Genomic DNA, 15872 nt, shown 5'->3' with positions numbered 1-15872 from the left:
CAAATCGAACTGGTCCGGCTGTCCCGGACCGCCGGCACGGCTCCCCGGCCGTCCGCCGGGGAACCGCTCCGGTCGCTCAGCCCTGGTTCTTGTTGAGCGAGGCCCAGAACTCCTCGAAGGTCAGCTGACCGTCGCCGTTGGCGTCCTTGGTCTTGATGATCGCCTCGGCGACCGTCTCGGTGACATTGAAGTCGCCCAGCTGCGCCATCACGCTCTTGTACTCCGCCGCGGTGATCCGGCCGTCGCCGTTCACGTCGTACCGGTCGAACGCCTTGCGCGCCTCTTCGATGTCCGCCACTGCTTCGCCCCTCCTGGTGCACTTCTTCCGCACTACTGACGGAGATCAGATTATCGGGAGGGCCGGGGCGGTCCGTCCCAGGGGCACGGAGGCGAGGATGCCGCCATGAGCGATGAACTGGCAGAGATGTTGCGGGCCGCCGCGCGGGGGAGCTTCCCGCCGGCCGACGGCGGGACGACGGTGATCGGGCAGCCGAGCGCCCGGGACGCGGGGGTGCTGGCGTTCACCGCGCACTCGGTGGTCTTCACGGACGAGGATCCCGGCTGGGTGCGGGAGCGGCTCGCCCGGACCCCGGCGGACCCTCTGGCGGCGGCGATGAACCCGGTGTTCCTGGCGGCGCTGCTGGAGCGCACGGGCCGGGTGATGGAGACGGTCGACCTCGTCTCGGCGGCCGGTGCGCTGCCGGGCGGGCCGGGGCTGGCGCTGCGGGAGATCGAGGACCCGGACCATCCCCGGGTGGTGCGGGCGCGGGCGTACCGCGACGGGGTGCGGGTGTGGGCGGCGGAGGGCGGGCTCCTGGTCCTCGGCCGGGGGCTCGCGGGCCGCTGGGAGGCCGCCGTCGAGGTGGACGAGGAGGCGCGGGGCCGGGGGCTCGGGCCCGCGCTGGCGCTGGCGGCCCGTCATCTGGTGCCCGACGCGGCGGTGTGGGCCCAGCAGTCGCCGGGGAACGCCCGCAGTGTGCGGGCGTTCCAGGCGGCGGGGTTCCGGCCGGTGGGCTCGGAGGCGCTGTTCGCCGCGAGCGACGGGGCGGCTAGCTGACGGGGTAGGACTCGCGCCAGGGCTCGTAGTGCGGGTTGTCCTGGCACTCGTTCAGGATCTCGATCTTGCGGGCGCGGTCGACGGGGCAGACGCCGACGATGAATTCGCGGGCCACTCCGCCGGGGAAGGCGACCTCGACCTGGGAGGCGTACTTGTGGGTGTCGCCGATGGTCTCGTTGACGTCGACGCCGCCGGGGGCGTCGACGTAGTAGTTCCAGCCGCTCTTCCAGGACTTGTACAGGTCGTGGTCGTAGCTGGTGGAGACGTAGGGGGACGGCTGGTTGACCAGTACGTACTTCTCGATGTCGTACTGGCCGTCGATGGGGGCCTTGGGGTGGAAGCCCTCCTCGAAGATCACTTCGGGGCCCCGGCCGTCGGAGCGGTAGAGCTGGCGGCAGTTGGTGCGCCAGACGGGGTAGGGGGTGATGCGGTCGGTGTCGACGCGGGTGTCGGCGGCGGCGTAGAGACGGGCCTCGACCCGGGGACAGGAGTTGGCGGGGGCGGCCTTGAAGGCCGCCGTCCGCACGGCGGAGGCGGGAGCGGCGGGGGCCGAGGCTGCGGAGGTGGCGGCGGCGGGGAGCAGGGCGGCGGTGAAGGTGAGCGCGAGGACGAGGGCGCGCCGCCGCAGACGAGTTGTGATCATAGGGATCACCATCGAGGGCCTGCGGTGACGCCCCCGGCACCGTCACCCGCGCGTGGGCGCGCCGGGGCGCGGGGCTGACGCGGGCGGGGGGAGCCGGCGGAACTCGCGCGCGGGTGGCTCAGGTCCGACGACGATGGCGGTGGCGTCGTCGCGGCAGCCCGCCCCGTCCGCTGCGGCGGCGGCCACGATCGCGTCGGCGAGGGCCTGCGGATCGGCGGCGTGCTCGCGGGCGAGGGCCTCCAGCGTCCCCCGGCCCGGGTCGGCACCGTCCGAGACGAGCAGCAGCATCTCCCCCGCCGGGGCGGTGGCGGCGGCCACGGTTGTCGCGACCGCCGTTCCGAGGCCGACCCGGAGGTCGTCGCCCACTCCCTGCGGGACGGTGCGGGCAGTCAGACGCCGGCCGTCCCAGCCGTACGCGACCGAGTCCCCCGCCGCGCAGATCCTCGGCGGCCGGCCGGGACGGAGCACCGTGACGACGATCGCTCCGTCGGGCAGGGGCCCGGCCCCGAGGCCGTCTCCCGGATCGGCCACCAGGGCGGCGGCGTCGAGCACCGCGGCGGTGGCTCCATAGCCTGCGCCGATCGCCGCCGCCCTCCAGGCGAGACGGTCGGCGAGCACAGGTGCGCCGGGGTGGTGTCCGGCGATGTCGATCAGGGCTGCCGCGACGGTGCCGTCCGACGCGGTGAACACGGACGCGGCGTCGGCGTTGTTCTCGCCGGTGCCCTGCCGGGTGGCGGTCGCCACGACGATGGCGGGGTTGTTCATCGGCGGCCGTCTCCGAAGCGCTGTCCGGAGCACCGGGGGCAGCCGCAGGGCGGGTAGCCGGACGAGATCGGCACTTCCCGCGGCCCGGGCGGTCCGCCCGGGCCGCCGACCACGATCCTCGGCGAGACGGGGCGCTTGGTCCCGTCCCGGCCCATGCGGTACACCTCAAGCGTCATCGGCATGCCATGACCGTAAGCAGGCTGAATGACCAGCGGCAGTGTGTGCGGGCCGCCCTCGTAATTGGTTGTCTCACACAGTGTGTGAACGCCGCGCGGATACGCTGAGTGCTCTCACCGATACGGGGCACGCATGGACGCGAACACACTCCTGGACGCACTCCTCGACGAAGCCGGAATGAGCCGCACCGGACTCGCCACGCGCGTCAATCGCGCAACCCGAGCGCAGGGAAAGACCTATTCATACGATCACTCATCCGTGATCCGATGGCTGCGCGGGCAGCGCCCCAGAGGGATCGTGCCGGACCTGATCCGCGAGATCCTCAGTGGCCGTCTCGGGCGACCGCTGACCGTCGATGACATCGGCATGGGCGTCGCCCCGCCCCCGGTCTCCACTCCGCTGACGGGCTTCGTTGGGCGCGCCACCGCTCTGTGGCGTGGTGACCAGCAACAACGCCCGGATGTACAGGAGGCTCCCGTGATCACCGGCCTTCCCGCAGTCGGACCGGTCTGGGAATGGGAGAACCCGCCGGAGGACGTCGACGTCTCCCGTCGCGGAACCATCCAGGTCGGCATCGCCGATGTCTCCAGCCTGCGGACCGCCCGCTCGCATTACGAGCAGATGTATAGGAAGGCCGGCGGCGTCACCACTCGCTCCCGCGTCCTGGGATTCCTGAACGCGGAGACCGCGCCACTGCTGCGGGGCTCCTACAGCGACGCGACAGGCCGTGAGCTGCACCGGGCGACCGGCGGGCTGGTCGCGGTCGCCGGGATCTGCGCGTATGACTCCGATGCGCAGGGACTGGCCCAGCGCTATTTCCACCAGGCGCTGCGCCTGGCGAAAGCCTCTGGGGACCGGGCATTCGGCGGGTACGTGATAGCGCTGATGGTGAATCAGTCCCTGTTCATGGCCGAGTACCGGCAGGCAGTCGCTTTCGCCGAGGCCGGTCTCCGGACGGCTGGCGGGGCCATTTCGCACGCGTTGGCTTGTGATCTGTACGCGATGCAGGCCAAGGCCTACTCACGCATGGGTGACCAGACTCAGGCGCATCGGTGCATGACGGCGGCCGAGCGGGAGGCCGGGCAGATCCGGCCTGCCGATGAGCCCGCCGAGACCGGCTACGTCCAGGGCGGCCTGCTGGAGACGAACCTGGCGGACGCGCTGATGCGGCTCGGGGACACCGCTGCGGCGCAGACCTACGCGGCAGAAGCGGTAGAGGTGCAGACCCACGAGCGGGGCCGTATCCACCGGCTGGCGACGCTCGCGGACTGCCAGCTACGCGGAGGAGACGTCGAGCATGCGGCGAGCACGGCGACGGTGATGCTGGACCGCATGGAGGGGATGGAGTCACACCGGCTGCGCGACCGGCTGATCAAGCTACGGCGGACACTGGCCGGATCACAGGCGCGGGCAACGTCAGATGTGGTGACCCGGATTGACGACACGCTGTGCATCCCACTGTGACGAGCGTGATGGGATGGCCTGGTTCCCAGCGAAAGGCGTGGCGATGTCGGAGTGGAAGAACCTCGGCGAGCGGACCGTGTACGAGAACCGCTGGCTCACGGTGAACATGGCCGATGTGGAGCTGCCGGACGGCCGACATCTCGACCACACCGTCATCCGACTCCGGCCGGTCGCCGTCGCCGCCGTGGTGAACGCGGCGGACGAGGTGTTGCTGCTGTGGCGACATCGCTTCATCACCGGGGCGTGGGGCTGGGAGCTGCCGTCCGGCGGCACGGGCGAGGATGAAGACCCGGCTGTGGCGGCGGCGAGGGAGTTCGAGGAGGAGACCGGCTGGCGGCCCGGCCCGATGCAGCTGTTGATGGCCCTGGACCCGATGCCGGGAATCTCCACCTCGCACCACCGCGTCTACTGGGCGGACGGTGCCGAGCGAATCGGCGAGCCCCGCGACGGATTCGAGTCCGCGCGGCGGGAGTGGGTGCCGCTCGCGCGAGTGCCGGAGCTGGTGCGGCGCGGGGAGATCCGCTCCGCGAACGCCGTCTCGGCGCTGCTGTTGCTCCACCATCTGAGGGTCGATGGTCCGGGCTGGGCGTAGCAGAAGCCCCGCCCAGAGAAGCACCCCTAGCAATGGGCTCCGTGTGCGAACTGGCCGTCAATGCCTACCCGATCTGGAGCCGCGCCGGGTGGGTCTACATCTGGCACGCCGCCTGCACCGGGATGCGTCCTGACAAAATATACGAGCGCCAGAAGACATACACGCCACCCATGTGGCCGGCCTGCAAGCACAATCCCGATGTGCGGGCGGAGTCCCTGGAGCGGCCAGCGGGCTCTGGATGCCTCCGTTTCCCACTCCTCTCCCAGTTGATCAAGAGACTGGTGTCCCCCGCAGGTCAGGGACCGTGAACTTGAAACCATCTAACGATCTCGGGGATCACCATCGCGGGCCTGCGGTGACGCCTCCGGCACCGGCACCCGCGCGTGGGCGCGCCGGGGCGCGGGGCTGACGCGGGCGGAAAGGCTCCGGTCAGCGGAAGACGCCGGTGTGCCCCAGGGAGTAGCGGCCGGGCTGGGGGTAGACGGCGAGTCCGTGCGGGCCGCCGCCCACCGGGATGCGGGCCAGCTGTTTGCCGCTCCTGGTGTCGATCGCGTACACCTCGTCGTCGTACCGCCCGGACAGCCAGAGGACCTTGCCGTCGGCAGAGACCCCGCCCATGTCGGGGCTGCCGCCGTCCGGCAGCCACCACTTCTTGGTGAGCCCGTTCTTGGCGAAGTCGAAGACGGAGATGGATCCCTCGCCTCGGTTGGGGATGTACATCTCCCGGGAGTCGCGGCTGATGTAGAGCCCGTGGGCGCCCTCGCCGGTGGGGAGCAGCTTGGGGGTGGTGAACTTCTCGCCGTCGAGCACCCACACCCCGTGCGCCATCATGTCGGCGATGTAGAACGTCCCGCCGTCCGGGGAGATCTTCACATCCTGGGGCATCGCCCCCTCGAAGGGCAGTTTCTGCTGGGCGACGACCTCCATCTTCTCCGTGTCGACCTTGAGCAGTTCGCCGGAGAACTCGCAGGAGACGATGAAGTAGCGGCCGTCCGCCGAGAAGTCGGCGTGGTTGACGCCGAAGCAGGAGACCGGGGTGGTCTTCACCCGGTTCATGGTGTGCGGGTCGCGGAAGACCAGTTCGCGGTCGAGGGAGGCCATGACGACGGCGTACTTGCCGTTGGGCGTGAAGTAGAGGTTGTACGGGTCGTGCACCTCCACCGGGTCGCCCGCGACGCCGTTGGCCGGGTTGATCGGGGTGAGGGTGTGGCCCCTGTTGTTGTTCACCCACAGGGTCTTCAGGTCCCAGGAGGGGACGACGTGCTGGGGCTGGACGCCGACCGGGATGGTCTCGACGACCTCGTAGCTCTTGGGGTCGATGACGGAGACGGTGTTGGAGTTGGTGTTGGGGACGTACACCCGGGAGGGGAAGTTCCGCACCACCGGGGAGAGCAGACCCGGCCGGTCGGCGGCGTAGATGTCCTGGGGGTCGAGGACCGGCGGCATGCCCGGCAGCCCGGCCGGGACGACGGGCTCCGGTGCGACCAGCGGGACCGCCGCCCCGGTCTTCCGGGCGTCGCCGACCGTCGGGGAGCCCTCCCCGGCGCAGCCCGCGATCAGGGCGAGCAGGGCCCCGGTGGCCAGGGTGCCGGCCCGCCGGGTGAGTCTCAGTGGAGTGATTCGTCGGTGCATCAGCTCAGCAGCTCCGTGGTGGTCACCGCGCGCAGTCCGCGGCGGTCGAGATCGTCGAGGAGGGCGGGCAGTGCGGCGACCGTGTCCGCATGGCCGAAGTGCAGGCTCACCACGGATCCGCGCCGGATCTGCCCGGTGACCGTACGGGTCACGGCCGCGGCCCCGGGCGAGGTGAAGTCGAGGGAGTCGAGGTCGTACGAGAGGACGTGCGGATAGCCGGCGCGCTGTGCGAGCCGGATGAGCGGCTCGGTGGCGTGCTGGGTGCGGGAGGGCCGGAACCAGGTGCCGATGGAGCCGGTGAGCCGGTGCAGCCGCCGCGCGCAGCCGGTGATCTCGGCGTAGGCCTCGTCCTCCGGCATCTCGGTGATGCTCAGATGGCGCTGGGTGTGGTTGCCCAGGTCGTGACCGCCGTCGAGGATCCGGCGGGCGAGGTGGGGGTACTGGTCGAGCCAGCCGCCGACGGCGAGGACGGTGACCCTGGCGTTCGCCCGCTCGGCCTCGGCGAGGAGAGCGGTGGCGGTGGCGGGGTCGCCGCCGCCGTGGAAGGTGAGGGCGACCCGGTCGCGGTCGCGGGGGCCGTGGGTGATCTGCGCGGGCAGGCCCGGGAAGCGGCGGGCGGCGGGGGCGGCCCGGCCGCCGGGCGGGGGCGTCGCCGCCGGGGAGGACGGGGCGGCCGGGGAGGACGGCGGCACCGCCCCGGCCCGGGGGGAGCCGTCGGTACAGCCGGCGAGGGATGCGCACACGGCGGCCCCCGCTGCGGAGCGCAGGGCGCGGCGGCGGTCGATCGGGGTCACGGGAAGGCAGCGTAGGGGCGAATGGCGCGAATAAGGATGATTTGCCCATTGAATGAACCCTGCGGGTCGCGGGGCCCCATCCGAGCAGATCAAGGAAATATTCAGCGAGAGGGAACTTTATGCGTCGTTTACTAGGCGAGTGGCCCACCTCACCTGCGATTCACAAGTGATCTATGGCTATTCATCACATTTGTCCGAGTAGCGGATTTTGGTACGGAGGCCCCCGTCTGCCATAGTCGGTGGCACGACCCCCATTGACCCGGGCCAGGTCGTCTCTGTCGCCGTGGTACACCCCCCCGATCCACGGCGCTTCACAGAAGCCCCCCGGCGCCGACACCCTCGGACCGCACGGGGGCTTCTGTGCGTTCCGGGCCGGAAGGAGCGCCGGGGCTCAGGACTCGGGGCTCGCGGCTCGCGGCTCAGGGTGGCGGGGGCGCGTACCGCTCGCCGGTCCGCATCTCGAACCAGGTCGTCTTGCCGCGCGGCAGCAGATCCACGCCCCACCGGTCGGAGAGCTTGTCGACCAGGAAGAGCCCCCGCCCGCTGACGTCCATCGGCTGGACCGGCAGCAGACAGGGCAGCCCGCGCGAGGGGTCGCGCACCTCGATCCGGATCCAGCCCCGGCGGCGCAGCATCCGCAGCCCGAAGACCCGGGCCCCGGTGTGCCGCACGGCGTTCCCCACCAGCTCCGAGACGAGGAGCACCGCGTGCTCGGCGGTCTGCGGGGAGAGCGACCACTGCCAGAGCACGACGGAGTGGGTCAGCCGGCGGGCGGTGGCTGCGGATTCCGGGCGGGAGGGGAGCCGGACCTCTCCCTCGGTGGGGTTGCCGTACAGCTCCAGCGCCCTGAGGGACTGCTCGTCCTCGATGGCGGCCATCCACCGGGTGGCGACAGCGCCGTCGGACTGCCGCGGTTGCTCCACACCTTCGAGGCCCGCCATGCCCCCCATCATGGCCGCAATGAGGGAGTTCCGTGGCCGTTCCAGCGGAACAGGGCGGCCGGGGCACCCCTGCCCGGAGGTGCCCCGGACATATGACCATGGCGTCATACGGGTTGCCGCTCCCCCGCTGAGCTGCGTTGACACCCTGTCAACAACAGGCGGCGGAGCGTCCGCCCGGGGATCTCGCCGGGGTTTTCTCCGTCCGGATTTCGGGCTCGTACCGCGTTGACGCCAGGGGCGGACGGCGGGCAGTCCCGCGACAGCCCGCCGCTCAGCGGAATTTCGCCTTACCGGGACCGTCCTCCACGAAGCTCCGCATCCCCGTCTCACGGTCCTCGGTGGCGAAGAGGCCCGCGAACCAGTTCCGCTCGATCGCGAGACCGGTCTCGATGTCCGTCTCCAGACCCGCGTCGACGCACTCCTTGGCGGCCCGCAGGGCCAGCGCGGGCCCCTGCGCGAGCTTCCCGGCCCAGGCGCGGGCCTGCTCGTACACCTCGGCGGCGGGCACCACCCGGTCCACCAGACCGAGCGCGAGCGCCTCGTCCGCCCGTACCTGACGGCCGGTGAAGATGAGGTCCTTGGCCCTGGACGGGCCGATCAGCCGGGAGAGCCGCTGGGTGCCGCCCGCGCCCGGGATCAGACCGAGGAGGATCTCGGGCTGACCGAGCTTGGCGTCCTCGGCGGCGATCCGGAAGTCGGCGCAGAGCGCCAGTTCGCAGCCGCCGCCCAGGGCGTAGCCGGTGACGGCGGCGACCACGGGCTTGGGGATCCTGGCGATCGCGGTGAACGACTCCTGGAGGGCGCGGGAGCGGACCACCATCGCCGCGTGGTCCATCTCCCGCATCTCCTTGATGTCCGCGCCGGCGGCGAACACCTTCTCCCCGCCGTAGAGGATCACCGCCCGCACGTCCTCGCGGCGGGTCGCCTCCGCCGCCAGCTCCAGCAGCCGGTCCTGCACGGCGATGTTCAGCGCGTTCATCGGCGGCCGGTCCAGCCGGACCGTGGCGACGCCGTCCAGGACCTCGAAGTGCACACTCGCAGTCGTCATGACAGGAGGTTAACCGGCGCTAACGAGAGCGGGCGATGCCCCTACTTCTTCCACTCCGCCCAGGACATGTTCCAGCCGTTGAGGCCGTTGGACGGGGCGATCTGCTTGTCCTTGGAGTTCTTCACCACGACCACGTCGCCGAGGATCGAGCGGTCGTAGAACCAGGCGGCCGGGGACTTCTTGTTCCATCCGCCACGCACATCGCTCAGCCCGACACAGCCGTGGCTGACATTCGCCGATCCGAAGGTGCCGGAGGAGGCCCAGTAGTTGCCGTGCAGGAAGGTGCCGGAGGTGGAGAGGCGCATCGCGTGCGGCACGTCCTTGATGTCGTACTCGCCGCCGAAGCCGACGGTGGCCCCGTTCATCCGGGTGACCTTGTACTTCTCGCTGATCACCATCTGCCCGTTGTAGGTGGTGGTCGCGGGGGCCCCGGCCGTTATCGGGATGTCCTTGATCTGCTTGCCGTCCCGGACGACCTTCATCCGCTTGGTCTTGGCGTCGACGGTGGACACCTGGCTGCGGCCTATCGTGAACGAGATCGTCTTGGCCTGCTTGCCGTAGACGCCGGGGCGGCCCTGGACGCCGTCCAGATTGAGCTTGACGGTGACCTTCGTCCCCGGGGCCCAGTACTTCTCCGGGCGGAAGTCGAGCCGGTCGTTGCCGAACCAGTGGCCCTCTATCGGCACGGACGGCACCGAGGTGACCGTGATCGCCCTCTCGACCGCGTCCGGGTCGGTGATGCCCCGGGTGAAGTTGAGCGAGACCGGCATCCCGACGCCGACCGTGGAGCGGTCCTCGGGGGTGTAGTGGCCGATGAAGGTGTTCTTCGGGGACAGGGTGGTGAAGGAGGTGTCCTTGGCGGACTCCCGGCCCTCCTCGTCCCGGGCGACCGCGTGCACCTTGTAGCGGGTGGCCCCCGCCAGATGGTGCAGCGGCTCCCAGGAGCCGCCGTCGGCGGCGATCCGGCCCTTGACCTCGGCGCCCTTGCCGTCCTTGACGGTCACCGTGGTCAGCCGGCCCCGGTCGGCGGTGACCTTGAGCGCGCCGCTGGTGGCCACGGTCCCCGCGCCGTCCCGGGGCGCGACGGTGACGACCGCCCGCGAGGGCCCGTCGGCGACCCGGCTCGCGCCGTCGCCGTTCTTCTCCCCGCCGGAACCGGCGGCGTCCCGGTCGTCGCCCCCGCCGCCGCCGGCGCAGGCGGTCACCAGTACCAGCAGCGCCGCGGCGGTAGCGGCCCGCGCGGCAGCGCCCCCGCGTCCGCGTGCGACGACGGCCGGCGCTCCCGATATCGGGTGCTTCTTCCCCATGGTCTCTCCCCTCGCACGGCCTGGCCCCGCCACGGCCCGCGCCCCCGTACGCCATCCTTTGCGCACTCGAACAGAGAATCACACGGCATCCTTTGAACCCTTCTCGCGGATGTCACTGTTCGGTCCCAAGTTGTCCGGAAACAGCCGTCCGGAAAGCAGCCCTCCGGGAGGCCGGGGGCGGAGGGGGAGCCCTGGGCGGGGAAGGGCCGGGGACGGCCGGGGCGGAGCGGGGAGAGCGAGGGGCCTCAGCGCAGCGCGGCCCCCTCCTTCCAGCGGTTCCACTCCATGTTCCAGCCGCTCAGCCCGTTGTCCGGGGCGATCGTCCGCTCGGCCGAGCGGACCACCTCGACCACATCGCCGACCAGGGTGCGGTCGAAGAACCAGCCCGCCGGGGTCTCCCCGCTGCCGCCCTTCACATCGCGCAGTCCGACGCAGCCGTGGCTGAGGTTGACCTCGCCGAAGATGTCCGCGTCCTCCCAGTAGTTGCCGTGCAGGAACGTGCCGGACTTGCTCAGCCGCATCGCGTGCGGCACGTCCTTGATGTCGTACTCGCCCTTGCCGCCGGAGTCGGTGAAACCGACGGTCGCCCCGTTCATCCTGGTGACGTCGTGCATCTCACTGACGACCATCTTCCCGTTGTACGTGGGGAACTTGGCCGCACCGGCGGTGATGGGGATGGTGACCGGCGCGCTCCCCTCCCGCCGTACCGTCATCGTCTTCGCCTCGGCGTCCACCAGCGAGGTCTGCGAGCGGCCGACGGTGAAGGAGGTCTTCCGGTGCTGGATGCCGTACGCGCCCGGCGCGGCCTGCACATCGCGCAGCCGGACGTCGACGGTGACCTCGGTGCCCGGGGCCCAGTACTCCTTCGGCCGGAAGTCGAGCCGGGTGTCGCCGAACCAGCGCCCCACGATCTCGACGGGCGGCTCGGCGGTGACCCTGACGGCGCGCTGCACGGCCGCCCGGTCGGCGATCCTCTGGTTGAAGTCGAAGGAGACGATCATCCCGGTGCCCACGGTGGCGCGGTTCTCCGGCTTGAAATAGCCGATGAAGCGGTGGTCGGGGACCTCGGTGGTGAAGGTGGTGTGGCGGGCCGAGCGCCGGCCGTGGCCGTCGAGGGCGACGACGTCGACGCTGTACTTGGCCGCGAGATCCAGCCGGACACCGGCCCTCGGACTCCAGCGCAGCCCGTCCTCGGAGATCGAGCCCGGCACCCGCGCGGGCGTCTCGTTCTCGATCCGGCGGACGGCGACCCGCTCCAGCCGCCCGCTGGGCAGCCGCACCCCCAGCGGAACGCCCGGATCCACATCCCTCGCGCCATCGCCCGGAACGACCCGGATGACCTCCTCCGGGGAGCCCGGCTTGCCGCCGACGTCCAGGACGCCACCGCCGCAGCCGGTCAGCCCGGCCATCAGTCCTGCCCATGCCAGCGCGAACCCGGCGCCCCGGCCTGCCCGTCTCAGTGCGTGTCTCACGCTTCCCCCAACGACCGGGTCCGCCGGGGGAAACGTGGTCCGCGCACGGATGGGGCCGGACGGGCGGGGCGGCCACGCCCCGCACCGGAGCGGCCGGTAAATAGGATGAGAGCTGTCAGGAATAAACCGTAGGCTCGCTCCTGATGTCCACTACACACACCCCCTCCGAGGACCGGTCCGCGGTCCGCTCGCTGACCCGGCTGTGGCCGTATGTCCGGCCGGTCCGCGCGCGCCTGTTCCTCGCGGCCTTCATCGCGATCGTGGCCTCCTGTCTGAGCCTGGTCATCCCCCTCGTGCTGAAGTGGATGGTGGACGGGCCGGTCGCCGACCACGACCCGGGCGGGGTCTGGCTGGGGGCGCTCGCCCTGCTGCTGCTCGGCGCGGCGGAGGCGCTTCTCTTCGGCTTCCGGCGCTGGCTGGTGGCCCGCCCGCTGGCGGGGGTGGAGGCGGCCATGCGGGCCGCCCTCTACGGCCGTCTCCAGCGGCTGCCGGTCTCCTTCCACGACCGCTGGCCGTCGGGACAGCTGCTCTCGCGCGGTACGACGGATCTGATGCTGGTACGGCTGTTCCTGGCCTTCCCGCTGACCTTCCTGCTGGTCAACGGGGCCACGATCCTCGTCGGGTTCGTGATCCTGTTCGCCCAGGACTGGCTGCTGGCGCTGGTGCTGCTGGTGCCGGTGGTCCCGCTGACGGTCCTGATGACGTACTTCGAGGGGCGGTACGCGATCGCCGCCCGGCTGGCCCAGGACCAGGTCGGCGATCTGACCACGCTGGTCGAGGAGAGCGTCCTGGGCATCCGGGTGGTCAAGGGCTTCGGCCGCCACCGGAGCCAGGCGCGCGCCTTCCGTGACATGGCGAAGGAGCTGCGCGGCACCGAGCTGTCCAAGGCGCGGCTGCTGGCGGGCATCTGGGCGGGGGTCACCGTCATCCCCGAACTGGCGATCGGCACCGCGCTGGTGCTGGGCTCGGTGCAGGTGGCGGAGGGGGATCTGTCGGCGGGCACGCTGGTGGCGTTCCTCTCCATCGCGCTGGCGCTGCGGTGGCCGGTGGAGTCGATGGGCTTCCTGCTGGCGATGTGCCAGGAGGCGGCGAGCGCCACCGACCGCTTCTTCGAGGTGATGGACGAGGAGCCGGAGGCGGATACTCCGGCGGCGGGGAGCCGGAAGGCCGACGACCCGGAGACCGGCGACCCGGAGACGGGCGACCCGGACGGCGGCGGGATGCGGTTCGAGGCGGTCGGTTTCCGCCATTCCGACACCGCCGAGGACCTCCCCGCCGTACTCGGACCGATCGATCTGCACATCCGGCCCGGCGAGACGATGGCCCTGGTCGGCGGCACCGGCAGCGGCAAGACCACGCTCACCTCCCTGGTGCCCCGGCTGCACGAGATGACCTCCGGCCGGATCACCCTGGACGGCGAGGACATCACCGCGATGCCCAGGGAGCGGCTGCGCTCCCTGGTGTCGGTCGCGTTCGAGGAGCCGACGCTGTTCTCCACGACCGTCGGCGAGAACGTCCTGATGGGCGCGGACCCGGCCGGCGGGTCCCGTACGGAGGACCTGGAGCGGGCCCTGCGGGTGGCCCAGGCCGGATTCGTCCACTCGCTCCCCGACGGGGTGGACACCGAGGTCGGCGAGCAGGGCCTGAGCCTGTCGGGCGGCCAGCGCCAGCGGCTCGCCCTGGCGCGGGCGGTGGTCGGCAGGCCCCGCTTCCTGGTCCTCGACGACCCGCTGTCGGCGCTCGACGTCCACACCGAGGCGCTGGTCGAGGCCGCCCTGCGGGAGGTGCTGCGGGAGACCACCGCCCTGGTGGTGGCCCACCGCCCCTCCACCGTGCTGCTCGCGGACCGGGTGGCGCTGCTGTCCGGCGGGCGGATAGCCGCCGTGGGCACACATCAGGAACTGCTGCGCACCAACGCCGAGTACGCCTGGCTGATGTCGGGAACCGGCACGGAGAGCCCCGCCGCCGGGGCCGACCGTACGGCGACGGAAACGGAAAGGGACGCGCGATGACCGCCCCCACGACCTCCGGCCCCACCGAGCACACGGACCGCCCCGGCGGTCCCGGCGAGGCGGCGGGCCACGCCCCGGGAGCGCCGGACGACGCCCCGGCCCCCCGGAGCGCCGACCCCTTCGACCGGGACGATCTGCCCACGGTGAAGGGGGCCACCGGCGCCCTGCTGCGCTCGCTGCTCTCCCCGCACCGCCCGAGGGTGATCCGGCTCGCCCTGATCCTGCTGATCCAGCAGGCCACCATCCAGGCCGGACCGCTGCTGGTCGCGTACGCCATCGACCGGGGGGTGCCCGCCTTCCGCGACCGGGACTACGGGCCGCTGATCGCCGTGGCCACCGGCTACGCGGTCTGCTCGCTCGGCGCGGGGCTCTTCCAGTACCTGTTCATCATGGTCTCCGGCCGGCTCAACCAGGATGTGCTGCTGGATCTGCGCGGACGGATCTTCCGCCACTCCCAGGCGCTGAGCGTCGACTTCCACGAGCGCTACACCTCGGGCCGGCTGATCTCCCGCTCCACCACCGACGTCGAGTCCCTGCGGGAGCTGCTCGAGGAGGGCCTCCAGGAACTCATCAACGTCATCCTGGGCTTCGTCTACATCTCCGCGATGCTGCTCTGGCTGGATCTGGGCCTCGGCGGGATCGCGGTGGCCTCCTTCATCCCGCTGTATCTGCTCATCCAGCTCTACCGGCGGCGTGCGGGAGTCATCTACAGCGAGCGGTCGACCGCGATCGCCGGGGTCATCGTCAAGTTCACCGAGACCCTGAACGGCATCCGCCCGGTGCGGGCCTTCCGCCGCGAGCGGGCCAATGACGAGGCGTTCCGGCTGCTCAACGAGCACCACGGCCGCAGCAACGGCGACACGCTGATCGAGATGGCGCGCTATGTCGTCGGCTCCCGGCTGGTCGCCAACGCGGCGGTCGCGGGGATCGTGCTGTGGGGCGCCTACCGGGTCGCGGACGGGACGCTGGCGCTCGGTGTGCTGGCGGCCTCGGTGCTCTATCTGCGGCGGCTGTACGACCCGATCGACCGGCTCGGGATGTTCCTCAACTCCTACGAGAGCGCCGCCGCCTCGCTGACGAAGATCGCGGGCCTGCTGGCCCAGACGCCGACCGTGCCGGAGACCGAGCACCCCCGGGAGCTGCCGCAGCGCCAGGGCGGCATGCCGGGCCGCGCGGTGGACTTCGAGAGCGTGCGGTTCGCCTACCGGACCGGCGGCGAGGTGCTGCCCCGCTTCGATCTGGCGATCCCGGCCGGGCAGACGGTCGCGGTCGTCGGCTCGACCGGCGCGGGCAAGTCCACGCTGGCCAAGCTGCTGGCCCGGTTCTACGACCCGACCGAGGGCCGGGTCCTGATCGACGGGGTCGACCTCCGCGAGCTGGACACTCCCGAGCTGCGGCGCGGGGTGGTGATGGTGACCCAGGAGGCGTTCCTGTTCTCCGGCACGATCGCGGAGAACATCGCCATCGGCCGGCCCGACGCCACCCGCGAGGAGATCGAGGGCGCGGCCAAGGCGATCGGCGCGCACGACTTCATCAGCGGCCTCCCGGACGGCTACGACACCGACGTCCGCAAGCGCGGCGGCCGGATCTCGGCGGGCCAGCGGCAGCTGGTCGCCTTCGCCCGCGCGCTGCTGGCGGACCCGGCGGTGCTGATCCTCGACGAGGCGACCAGCTCGCTCGACATCCCCGGCGAGCGGTCGGTGCAGCGGGCCATGGACACCGTGCTGCACGGGCGTACGGCGGTGGTGATCGCCCACCGGCTCTCCACGGTCGAGGTCGCCGACCGGGTGCTGGTGATGGAGCACGGCCGGGTCGTGGAGGACGGCTCCCCGGCCGAGCTGATCGGCGGGACGGGCCGGTTCGCGGATCTGCACCGGGCGTGGCGGGACAGTCTGGTCTGACCCCGCCGGGGCCCGGGACGGGCTCGGGACGGGCCGCTGGACTCTCCGACTCCCCAGCCCCGTAGGA

The 15872-nt window shown here is 71.6% G+C and carries 15 protein-coding genes; 5 read left to right on the top strand and 10 right to left on the bottom strand.

Annotated elements, in window-relative coordinates; genetic code table 11:
* Window positions 1–76: 76 nt before the first annotated feature.
* Window positions 77–298, bottom strand: a complete 222-nt coding sequence (locus ABD371_RS03665; RefSeq protein ID WP_344472609.1) for an EF-hand domain-containing protein — start codon at window positions 296–298, stop codon at window positions 77–79.
* 105 nt (window positions 299–403) lie between these two features.
* Here ABD371_RS03665 and ABD371_RS03660 point away from each other — a divergent pair, with 105 nt between their 5' ends.
* Window positions 404–1057 (top strand): GNAT family N-acetyltransferase, encoded by a 654-nt coding sequence (locus tag ABD371_RS03660; protein WP_344472606.1) that lies wholly within the window; start codon window positions 404–406, stop codon window positions 1055–1057.
* Here ABD371_RS03660 and ABD371_RS03655 read toward each other — a convergent pair.
* The 3 genes from ABD371_RS03655 to ABD371_RS03645 are packed head-to-tail and all read right to left on the bottom strand — an operon-like array spanning window position 1050 to window position 2647.
* Window positions 1050–1700, bottom strand: a complete 651-nt coding sequence (locus ABD371_RS03655) for an ADP-ribosyltransferase (RefSeq protein ID WP_344472603.1) — start codon at window positions 1698–1700, stop codon at window positions 1050–1052. The genes ABD371_RS03660 and ABD371_RS03655 overlap by 8 nt on opposite strands.
* A 42-nt stretch (window positions 1701–1742) precedes the next feature.
* Window positions 1743–2465, bottom strand: a complete 723-nt coding sequence (locus ABD371_RS03650; protein ID WP_344472600.1) for a SpoIIE family protein phosphatase — start codon at window positions 2463–2465, stop codon at window positions 1743–1745.
* Window positions 2462–2647 (bottom strand): hypothetical protein, encoded by a 186-nt coding sequence (locus ABD371_RS03645; RefSeq protein ID WP_344472598.1) that lies wholly within the window; start codon window positions 2645–2647, stop codon window positions 2462–2464. The genes ABD371_RS03650 and ABD371_RS03645 overlap by 4 nt, the downstream gene beginning before the upstream one ends.
* Window positions 2648–2774: 127 nt before the next feature.
* On the opposite strand from ABD371_RS03645, the gene ABD371_RS03640 reads away from it, so the two are divergent.
* Together ABD371_RS03640 and ABD371_RS03635 are read left to right on the top strand one after the other, a co-directional pair.
* Entirely contained in the window at window positions 2775–4106 is a 1332-nt protein-coding gene (locus ABD371_RS03640; protein ID WP_344472595.1) for an NsdA family TPR-like regulatory protein, read from the top strand.
* Window positions 4107–4149: 43 nt separating this feature from the next.
* Entirely contained in the window at window positions 4150–4698 is a 549-nt protein-coding gene (locus ABD371_RS03635; protein ID WP_344473191.1) for an NUDIX domain-containing protein, read from the top strand.
* A gap of 429 nt (window positions 4699–5127) precedes the next feature.
* Here the strand turns inward: ABD371_RS03635 and ABD371_RS03630 are convergent, their stop codons facing one another.
* The 6 genes from ABD371_RS03630 to ABD371_RS03605 form a co-directional block, all read right to left on the bottom strand.
* Window positions 5128–6330: a YVTN family beta-propeller repeat protein gene (locus ABD371_RS03630; protein ID WP_344472592.1), complete on the bottom strand. Its 1203-nt coding sequence runs from the start codon at window positions 6328–6330 to the stop codon at window positions 5128–5130.
* Window positions 6330–7124 carry a polysaccharide deacetylase family protein gene (locus ABD371_RS03625; RefSeq protein ID WP_344472589.1) on the bottom strand — a complete coding sequence of 265 codons (795 nt, stop codon included), beginning with the start codon at window positions 7122–7124 and terminating at the stop codon, window positions 6330–6332. Before ABD371_RS03625 ends, ABD371_RS03630 begins: the two co-directional genes overlap by 1 nt.
* 419 nt (window positions 7125–7543) lie before the next feature.
* On the bottom strand, window positions 7544–8077 hold the full coding sequence (locus tag ABD371_RS03620; protein ID WP_344472586.1) for an ATP-binding protein: 534 nt from the start codon (window positions 8075–8077) through the stop codon (window positions 7544–7546).
* Between the two features lie 259 nt (window positions 8078–8336).
* Complete coding sequence (locus ABD371_RS03615; RefSeq protein ID WP_344472583.1) at window positions 8337–9113, bottom strand: enoyl-CoA hydratase/isomerase family protein; 777 nt, start codon at window positions 9111–9113, stop codon at window positions 8337–8339.
* A gap of 41 nt (window positions 9114–9154) precedes the next feature.
* The gene (locus ABD371_RS03610) at window positions 9155–10420 is read right to left on the bottom strand and encodes a L,D-transpeptidase (RefSeq protein ID WP_344472580.1); all 1266 of its coding nucleotides are present in this window, start codon (window positions 10418–10420) and stop codon (window positions 9155–9157) included.
* A gap of 245 nt (window positions 10421–10665) precedes the next feature.
* Window positions 10666–11892: a L,D-transpeptidase gene (locus ABD371_RS03605; protein WP_344472578.1), complete on the bottom strand. Its 1227-nt coding sequence runs from the start codon at window positions 11890–11892 to the stop codon at window positions 10666–10668.
* Between the two features lie 143 nt (window positions 11893–12035).
* Between ABD371_RS03605 and ABD371_RS03600 the strand changes: the two genes are divergently transcribed.
* Both ABD371_RS03600 and ABD371_RS03595 read left to right on the top strand, forming a co-directional pair.
* Window positions 12036–13904, top strand: a complete 1869-nt coding sequence (locus ABD371_RS03600; RefSeq protein WP_344472575.1) for an ABC transporter ATP-binding protein — start codon at window positions 12036–12038, stop codon at window positions 13902–13904.
* Complete coding sequence (locus ABD371_RS03595) at window positions 13901–15805, top strand: ABC transporter ATP-binding protein (RefSeq protein ID WP_344472572.1); 1905 nt, start codon at window positions 13901–13903, stop codon at window positions 15803–15805. The genes ABD371_RS03600 and ABD371_RS03595 overlap by 4 nt, the downstream gene beginning before the upstream one ends.
* Window positions 15806–15872 lie beyond the last annotated feature (67 nt).

Origin of the sequence: Streptomyces amakusaensis, from assembly GCF_039532665.1 — a bacterium.
Classification (GTDB): Bacteria; Actinomycetota; Actinomycetes; order Streptomycetales; family Streptomycetaceae; genus Streptomyces; species Streptomyces amakusaensis.
This window is presented reverse-complemented; position numbering and strand designations above follow the sequence as displayed.